The following is a 7,281-nucleotide window of genomic DNA, read 5'->3' as shown; positions in this document are numbered from 1 at the left end:
CATAATCATCGATAAACTGAATGAGTGCTTGTACGAGTGACGTTGAGATAGAAGAATAATAGTCACTCTCGGTTTCGATTAATTGTTCCAGTTTATCTTTTATAACCGTAGCTCCGCCATATTTCAAAGGATTGTAAGTCAGTTTCCCTTTATCAGAAAACACCTTCAAATTTCTGTCGTATCGCTTACAAAGCGTTTCAACCTCTTCAATACTTTCCGATGAGCCCTTGCCATCGATAAAGATAAAGGGAAAATTCCTGATCAGCGCATACTCTACAAAGTTCAAAAGTAATATCGTTTTCCCGCCGCCTGTTGTTGCCGGGATGAACATATGCTGATTAATCTCCTTAAAGTCCATAAAGTAAGGCTTGCCTCTCTCGGTTATGCCGAGAAGAAGCTTGTCTTGTTCCTTCTGGCTTCTCCATTTTTGTTGAGCTTTTATAGTCAGTTGGAAACGGTTCTTTTTCACTTTTTGATAATGAGCAGATGATTTAAAGCTATCGCGTTTTTCTTCAGTCGATCTCACACGTTTTGATCGGTGATAGTCGGTCATGAGAGACCATCCATATGAAACAAACAAACCACCTGTTATATATTGCAGGAAAGATGTATTGGTGAGTCGCATCGGCTGATTAACCAGACGTTCTAACCATGTAACATCAAAAGGCAAGACACTATACAAACCTAAATAACTGGTAGGATTGAAGTAAGCAAAAAAACAAAAAGATAGAAAGCTAATTACTGAAATGATTGCGTGAAAGGTGGGTTGTTTTAAGATACGGAATAGGATAAAAAACGGTAGAGAAAAAACCAGTAGAGGAAAAAAAGCAAAAACACTAAACAGCATCGCTAATCCTAATCCGAATTCTTTTCCTAAGTCTTCATTGCTTTTCGGCAAATTGCAATAACCTCCTTATCAGCTCCAGCTGCAGCATGTTACTGACTATTCCAGCTTGCTGCGCATAAGAGATGACGGTATCACGGATCGATTCGCTCTCACATAGATACCTGACTTGATTATACTGACCGTTAAGAATTTCATTACGGTAACGATTCATTTTTTCGATGTAGCGCGTTGAAGATTTTCGGGTAAGTTCTACTTCACATGCAATTCTTTCACCGTTTTCCAAAAGTATAAAATCTGGAATACGGTCGGCGATTTTTTTTAACAATGTTGTGTTTCTACGATCTGATTTCGAGAAATTCTGATCGATGTACTTAGTCCGAAGTTCACGCTCGGTAATGAATTCAAACGGCTGAACCTTACTCTCAGCTATACTTTTAAGTGCCAGTAGACAATCGTTCATGATGAGCTGATGGTTCAGTGTAGAGTAGTTGAACTTCGTAAACCGGGTTAATGAGCTTCCAAGATACTCTACTCCACTTGGACGCATAGCCAAAATCAATTGATAACCGATCTTCTCTTCGGTAATAAATCCTAACGAGAGTAACTTTCGCTTCGTATGATAGACCGTTACATGTGAGATGTTGCCTTTTAAAAAAGCTGAGAGCTGAGTTGTAGTAATGACTCCAAAACGATTAATCACTTGCAGTACTTCTTCTTGCTTTTCGGCTAACAGATTCATAGGTATCCTTTCCTCTCCAAAGAAATCCTCCCTTCAACCTTTAACCAAATCGTCAATTATTCAACTACTAAAAATCATTCACTTCTTTACATCTCTTGACCTTGAACTTCAGAACTGGATCTGCCCTCCTTCTCGCTTGCAAAATTACTTCGCTTTAAAATCTATTAAATCACTAAATTATATTGGAATAATATCACAGTCAAAAATATACAACAATAGGACGTCCGCTCTATTTCTACATCTGTCTTTCCACCTTGTGCTCCCGTGACCTCACACCACATGATGTTGGTGGTGTGAGGTCACGGGATTTCCACGGCGATAGCCTGGAAAAACAAGGTGGAAAACTCCTTACTTAACAATGGATGCGGACGTCCCCCACCTTTAAAATGAATATCAGGCTGATTTCTTACATTTTAAATACATTTTTAATGTACTTTGGAAAAGAATTTGAAATTAAACTTATGCTGATTCAATTAATAATAGGATTTTTGATAATTTACTTAGTATTTTAAAATAAAAGAAATACACACAATTGTTTCCTAACCTAATCTCTGGTTTAATATCTTCTTATCTCCTTTTATAATGACCATATAGTTTCTGCACATTTCATAAAGCCTCGAACCAAGCGCTTCGTCAACGGCTTCTATTTCATCAATCGTTAACTCAGATGATACTAATACGGGCAGGTGATTAAGATATCGATAGTTGATGAGAGCATACATCTTTTCGATCTGCCATTCAGTAGCTCTCGGTCTTTTTTGATTTCCTACTGGTTTGAATAAATCATCGATGAAAAGTACGTCTACCTTTTTCATACGATTCATCTTTTCTTCCAGTTTTTCAAAATCGTCTTTTAAATCGTCAAATCCCTCAACATAAGGGAAATATAAAATTGAAACATGTCTTTGCTGCATGAGATGATTAGCGATTGCGGTTAATAGATGTGTTTTTCCAGCTCCAGGTTGTCCCAGTAGAGCGACGCTGTTTGATCGGGTGCTTCGGATATCCATAAAGTCTGAAATGTATTCCTGGCCGCACTGGTAGGCATCCTTGATCAATGGATCTTTTCCTTTAATATTAAAGTTGCTAAAACTATGATTCCTAAACTCTTCCGTTATTTCTGAAGTAAGTAATCTCTTTTCGATATTCTTTTGTTGGACACAGCTACACCTTTTTGAATAGCTGTCATGCCACTCCCATGCATTTTCCGGACTGCATACTTTGCCTAGATAATAGTCAGCTTCCGGAACCTTATGTTCAGGTACACACGATTGTATCTTCTCGTCCCAAAACCATTCAGTATCTTTATGCACCCTATAAAAAATGATTTCCTTGTCTTTGCATGAAGAACAACGATACTCATCGAGCCTTTCTGATTCGACCAACTTGTCCTCCGGTAATTGAAAATGCTTTTGACACAGAGATTCGATTATTTGGTTTAGACGACTTTCCATTGTTAATCTCCTTTCGATGACTGGCGTATTGAACATCTAGGGATTTCACATCATCTAGACTCTGAACATAACTCTTCACCCATTTTGATAGAATGCCTCTCGTATATGTCCAGGAGGCTTTATTGCATTCAACTGACCGTCTCATTGCCTCCATCACTAGCTCTTCATTCAGTACTGTTGTCCATACGTTAATCTCTTTCATAATCTTTTGAGATGCATTTCCAATATGCTTTTGGAAGTATTCATGCACTTTGGTGGTTTTGTTCTCATTCTTTTCTTCTTTACTATTTTTAAATGCATTATTTATATTTATATCTATATCTTTATCTATTTCTACTTCTTTATCTATTTCTACTTCTTTATCTATATCTGTTGCGTTACCCTGCGTTACTGTAACGTTACATGTATTGTTTCCTGCATTTAGCTTCTTTTTTTCTCTATGTTTTGCCACGCGATTTCGCGTCTGCTGGCGTATTTTATCAAGACCTTCGACGTTTTGGTGCTTCTCCCAATTGCTGATGGCGATAAAATTTCCATCACTGATCTCAATCATGTCAAACTCTTCGAAAGTCTTTAGTGCAAGTCTAACGATGTTCAATGGACGGTTAAAAATGGTCGCTAGCATCTCATCTGTATAGGGAATGTTTTCGTTCAAGTAGATGTAACCATTCGCGTTTGTTTTTCCTGCTTGAGACAAGAGCTTGATCCAGATGATCAGCAGCATATCCGATTCGGGCAAACTTTCGATTAAGCGTATCTTTTCATCTTCGAACATATTCGTGCTGAGTTTGATCCACTTCACTTCAGCCATTTTGAACACTCCTTTTTCAAATGATTTATTTTAATTGAAGTAACCACTTGTTTAGGAATATTTTCGTTTCCTTTGCTGGAAAATACCACTTACCACCTACCTTGATCTTTGGAAAATCATTTTCATAAAAAAAATTATTAAGAATGGTATTCCAGCTCATACATGTCCGTTTTTTTAATTCTTTTGTATCCCAATACACCAACTCCGTATCAAATTTCTCCATTCTTTTTTCGATTGCATCGTGATACATTTCTTTGATTGCTTCCTCATCAACTTGTACTTCCAACAACTTTGGGGGTCTTTCTAACTGTGCAGAACGATTTGACATTTAGAATCCTCCTTTGTTAATAGTCAACTCCTGTTGAGGTAATCAAATGGAACGTTTATAATAATGACAATACGATTCTTTAACAAACCTTTTGATATTAACGTCAGCTAGGTCTGGAAATAAATACTCCGGAGTTGTTTTTAAGTAATTTGATAACTTAAATAATAGTTTTGCGTCTGGATTACCTCTGCCACTTTCAATATTCCGAATGTGGCTTTCGCTTATATTGAGATCAATAGATAACTGACGTTGGGAAATATTAAGTTTTTGGCGTAATGATCGAAATCGTAAACGACGGACATTGGAGTTACCCAAAATATCACCTCATTTCTTTTTGTGTTTTTAAATGACAAATAAACCTTAACACGTCATTTAAAAGTATGTCAATATATAAAACGTCATTTTAATAAACATTTTATTTTTAGTTGGGGGTATACTTATGAATGATGAAAGAAAAAAAGTGATTGGATTAAGAATCAAAAAGTGCAGGCAGGATAATAAGTTGTCACAGGAAGAGCTTGCTCAGAAACTGGACATGAAGAGATCAAACGTGGCAAATTATGAAGCTGGAAGAGTTGTACCTCCTGGTAGCGCATTGCTGGAGATGTCTGAAATCTTTAATGTCACAACAGATTATCTACTGGGAAGTACAAGCGATCCGTATACAAAGTTCTCATTAGAAGACAATGATTTAAAACAGATTCAAAGGCAACGAAACAAACTTATCGGTAAGGACAGAGAAAGATTTGAAAACATGATAAAGATGTTAAAGCTTTCATTTCTAGACACTGAAAATGAGGAAGGTGATGAATTTGACGAAGAAGACGACCTATAAAGCCGACTTCGTTAAAGCCCAGAATTCTGCAGATAAAGTTTTAAAGAATAACTCCATAAGAGAATTACCTATTCGGGTGAAACAAATTGCGAATAGTTTTCCTAATCTTAAAGTAAGAACTTATTCTTGGTTTGCAAAAAAGAGAGGTTTTTCCCATCAAGAAGTTTGTAATCTTGTAAACAGTGATGAAGGCTGTTGTCTATATTATGAATCATTAGATGAGTACTTAATTTTATACAACGATAAGATACTTAATAAAGGCAGGAAAAGGTGGACTCTTGCCCATGAATTAGGACATTATGTCATGAACCATAACAAAATTAGTAATAATTCTTCCTTGGCTAGAAGTTCACTTACAGAAGATGAATACAACGAATTTGAAAGCGAAGCAAACTGCTTCGCAAGAGAACTATTAGCCCCTCCTCCAGTCTTAAACGAACTAATGATCAATGACCCAAATGACATTTCTAATTTATGCGAAATATCAAATGAGGCTTCAATAAATGTGTTTAAATTTATAAAGCAAGGTGCTCAATTTGGTGTAAAGTATTCTTCTAGCCACCCAATTATCCTATTATTTCAAGAATTCATTTCAAAGATTAAGAATACCCAACGTTGTTTGAACTGTAATTATCTTTTTGCTTTCCCGAATGCAACGTTTTGTCCCTGCTGTGGCAGTAAAAATCTAAGAATAGAAGAAAAAATTAGTTGGAATGAATTGAAAAGTTCGAGTTTCATTACGCATCAAAAACTAAGTATTGAGTGCCCAAATTGCGATAATGCCTATATACCCTCAGGATCAAATTACTGCAATATCTGTGGTGCATTTTTAATAAACAAGTGTACTGGGATTACATTTGAGGAATTACACAAAAATATGAAATGGCATAATTCCCATGGGGATTGTGATGAATTACTTGATAAAACATCTCGTTATTGTCACAGATGCGGATCAACCTCTACATACTTTGCGGATGGGTTATTAAAAATAGAGAATTGATCTTAAAAATTATCTGCGGTTATTAGAATTTACATTTTGTTATAAATCAAGTTTTGTTTAGATCTAAAGCAGAATAAAGGAGATACATGAATGGCAAACTTTCGAAAATTAAACAGTGGGATGTGGCAAGCACGTGTTTTCAAAGAAGGAAAATCAATAAGTATTGGGACTTTTCGTACTAAAAAAGAAGCACAAATAGAAGCTAATGCTGTAGAAGAAAAAATCTATTATGGTCACACTCTAAATGACAGAGATTTAATGTTTAATGATGTTGTACAAGAATGGTTAAATAACCACAAAAAAAACTCTGTTAAAGATTCTACTTTTCGACAATTAGAGGTCATCGTAAGAATCCATATACTCCCTTACTTCGGGAATAAAAAGTTAATTCGTATTAAAAGACCTGAAATTAAGAGATGGATGAATCATTATGCTGAACTTAAGGATCAAAGCGGTAATGACATTTACTCCTATGGATCACGGTTAAAGTATTTATCAGTTCTCAAAAGCATATTTCATTATTCGGTTCACGACATGGAGATATTGGACAAAGATCCCACGAACAAATTGAAAATACCCGTTAAAGATAAAATACAAATTAATAAAGAAATAAAATATTATTCTTTAAATGATTTGAATCGATTGCTTGATTTTATGGAAACTTATAAGCATCAAAGGTATAAAGAGTATCGTCTGTACTTTATGCTTATTTATTTGCTAAGCCAAACAGGATTAAGAATAAGCGAAGCACTAGCCTTACAATGGCTTGACCTTAAGGGTGATAAATTAACAATTGCAAGACAAACTAGCCGTGATGATAACAATAACATAACAATATCTTCTCTTAAGAACTCATCCTCCTATAGAACAATTAAACTCGATGAAGCATTAGTAGCTGAACTTAAAAAGTTCAAGCTGTTACAAAACCAGATGATTTTAAAACACTCTCAATTCAAACGAAACAACGATGGAATTATATTTCAAAATTTTCTTGGAAGTTATCTTACACCCTCAATAATACGTGAGACCTTTCAAAGGTATTGCACTAAAGCAAATGTCAGTTACAAAGGCACTCATGTTTTCAGGCATACTCATGCTGTTTTATTCCTTGAAGCAGGAGCTAGTATTAAATATGTTTCGCAGCGCCTTGGACATCAAACGACAGAAACAACAGCTGACATATATTTAGATGTTACGGACAAATTTGACACAGATGAACTAAATAAGTTTGCCGCTTATACAAGAAGAAATTAGCCTTGACTCCTTA

The 7,281-nt window shown here is 35.5% G+C and carries 8 protein-coding genes and 1 pseudogene; 3 read left to right on the top strand and 6 right to left on the bottom strand.

Features of this window, described 5'->3' with window-relative positions; genetic code table 11:
* From CGZ90_RS19840 to CGZ90_RS19815, 6 genes and pseudogenes are all read right to left on the bottom strand, one after another.
* Positions 1 to 898: pseudogene (locus tag CGZ90_RS19840) on the bottom strand (type IV secretory system conjugative DNA transfer family protein); the annotation flags it as partial.
* Positions 882 to 1,586 carry a hypothetical protein gene (locus CGZ90_RS19835; RefSeq protein WP_094254217.1) on the bottom strand — a complete coding sequence of 235 codons (705 nt, stop codon included), beginning with the start codon at positions 1,584 to 1,586 and terminating at the stop codon, positions 882 to 884. The gene CGZ90_RS19835 and the pseudogene CGZ90_RS19840, both read right to left, overlap by 17 nt.
* A 539-nt stretch (positions 1,587 to 2,125) precedes the next feature.
* Positions 2,126 to 2,971 (bottom strand): DnaA ATPase domain-containing protein, encoded by an 846-nt coding sequence (locus CGZ90_RS19830; protein ID WP_240515502.1) that lies wholly within the window; start codon positions 2,969 to 2,971, stop codon positions 2,126 to 2,128.
* The gene (locus CGZ90_RS19825) at positions 2,946 to 3,851 is read right to left on the bottom strand and encodes a phage replisome organizer N-terminal domain-containing protein (protein ID WP_094254215.1); all 906 of its coding nucleotides are present in this window, start codon (positions 3,849 to 3,851) and stop codon (positions 2,946 to 2,948) included. Before CGZ90_RS19825 ends, CGZ90_RS19830 begins: the two co-directional genes overlap by 26 nt.
* Positions 3,852 to 3,876: 25 nt before the next feature.
* Positions 3,877 to 4,140, bottom strand: a complete 264-nt coding sequence (locus CGZ90_RS19820; protein ID WP_094254218.1) for a group-specific protein — start codon at positions 4,138 to 4,140, stop codon at positions 3,877 to 3,879.
* Between the two features lie 81 nt (positions 4,141 to 4,221).
* Positions 4,222 to 4,494 (bottom strand): helix-turn-helix domain-containing protein, encoded by a 273-nt coding sequence (locus tag CGZ90_RS19815; RefSeq protein ID WP_240515501.1) that lies wholly within the window; start codon positions 4,492 to 4,494, stop codon positions 4,222 to 4,224.
* A gap of 124 nt (positions 4,495 to 4,618) precedes the next feature.
* Here CGZ90_RS19815 and CGZ90_RS19810 point away from each other — a divergent pair, with 124 nt between their 5' ends.
* From CGZ90_RS19810 to CGZ90_RS19800, 3 genes are all read left to right on the top strand, one after another.
* Entirely contained in the window at positions 4,619 to 5,014 is a 396-nt protein-coding gene (locus tag CGZ90_RS19810; RefSeq protein WP_094254213.1) for a helix-turn-helix domain-containing protein, read from the top strand.
* Positions 4,986 to 6,014 carry an ImmA/IrrE family metallo-endopeptidase gene (locus CGZ90_RS19805; RefSeq protein WP_165766934.1) on the top strand — a complete coding sequence of 343 codons (1,029 nt, stop codon included), beginning with the start codon at positions 4,986 to 4,988 and terminating at the stop codon, positions 6,012 to 6,014. Before CGZ90_RS19810 ends, CGZ90_RS19805 begins: the two co-directional genes overlap by 29 nt.
* 90 nt (positions 6,015 to 6,104) lie before the next feature.
* Entirely contained in the window at positions 6,105 to 7,268 is a 1,164-nt protein-coding gene (locus CGZ90_RS19800) for a tyrosine-type recombinase/integrase (protein WP_094254211.1), read from the top strand.
* The last annotated feature ends 13 nt before the right edge of the window (positions 7,269 to 7,281 follow it).

Origin of the sequence: Fictibacillus aquaticus, assembly GCF_002245695.1 — a bacterium.
In the GTDB taxonomy this organism is placed as follows: domain Bacteria; phylum Bacillota; class Bacilli; order Bacillales; family Fictibacillaceae; genus Fictibacillus; species Fictibacillus aquaticus.
Note: the sequence above shows the minus strand (reverse complement) of the source record. Positions and strands in the feature narration are given on the sequence as shown.